Origin of the sequence: Acinetobacter sp. UBA3025, from assembly GCF_002367915.1 — a bacterium.
Classification (GTDB): domain Bacteria; phylum Pseudomonadota; class Gammaproteobacteria; order Pseudomonadales; family Moraxellaceae; genus Acinetobacter.
Map to the genome: position 1 here is coordinate 7225 of NZ_DFDO01000179.1, position 305 is coordinate 7529.

Here is a 305-nt window from a genome sequence, read left to right on the forward strand (position 1 = left end):
GCTGGCAGATTCTAAAGCTGAAATTTATGCAGCGAAATGCATGGTGCTTGATGCAGCGCGTCGTCGTGATGCCGGCCAGAATGTAAGTACTGAAGCATCATGCGCAAAAATGTTTGCAACAGAAATGTGTGGCCGTGTCGCTGACCGTGGTGTGCAAATCCATGGTGGCGCGGGCTACATCAGTGAATATGCAATTGAGCGCTTCTACCGCGATGTGCGTTTATTCCGTCTTTATGAAGGAACCACGCAAATCCAGCAAGTCATTATTGCTCGCAATATGATTCGCGAGGCGACTCACTAACAAG

At 48.9% G+C, this 305-nt stretch carries 1 protein-coding gene; it reads left to right on the plus strand.

Going from position 1 to position 305, the window contains the following annotated elements:
* Window positions 1–301, plus strand: a 301-nt coding sequence (locus B4J23_RS07515) for an acyl-CoA dehydrogenase family protein (RefSeq protein ID WP_291359719.1), incomplete at its 5' end; no start/stop codon positions are given.
* Window positions 302–305: the final 4 nt, after the last annotated feature.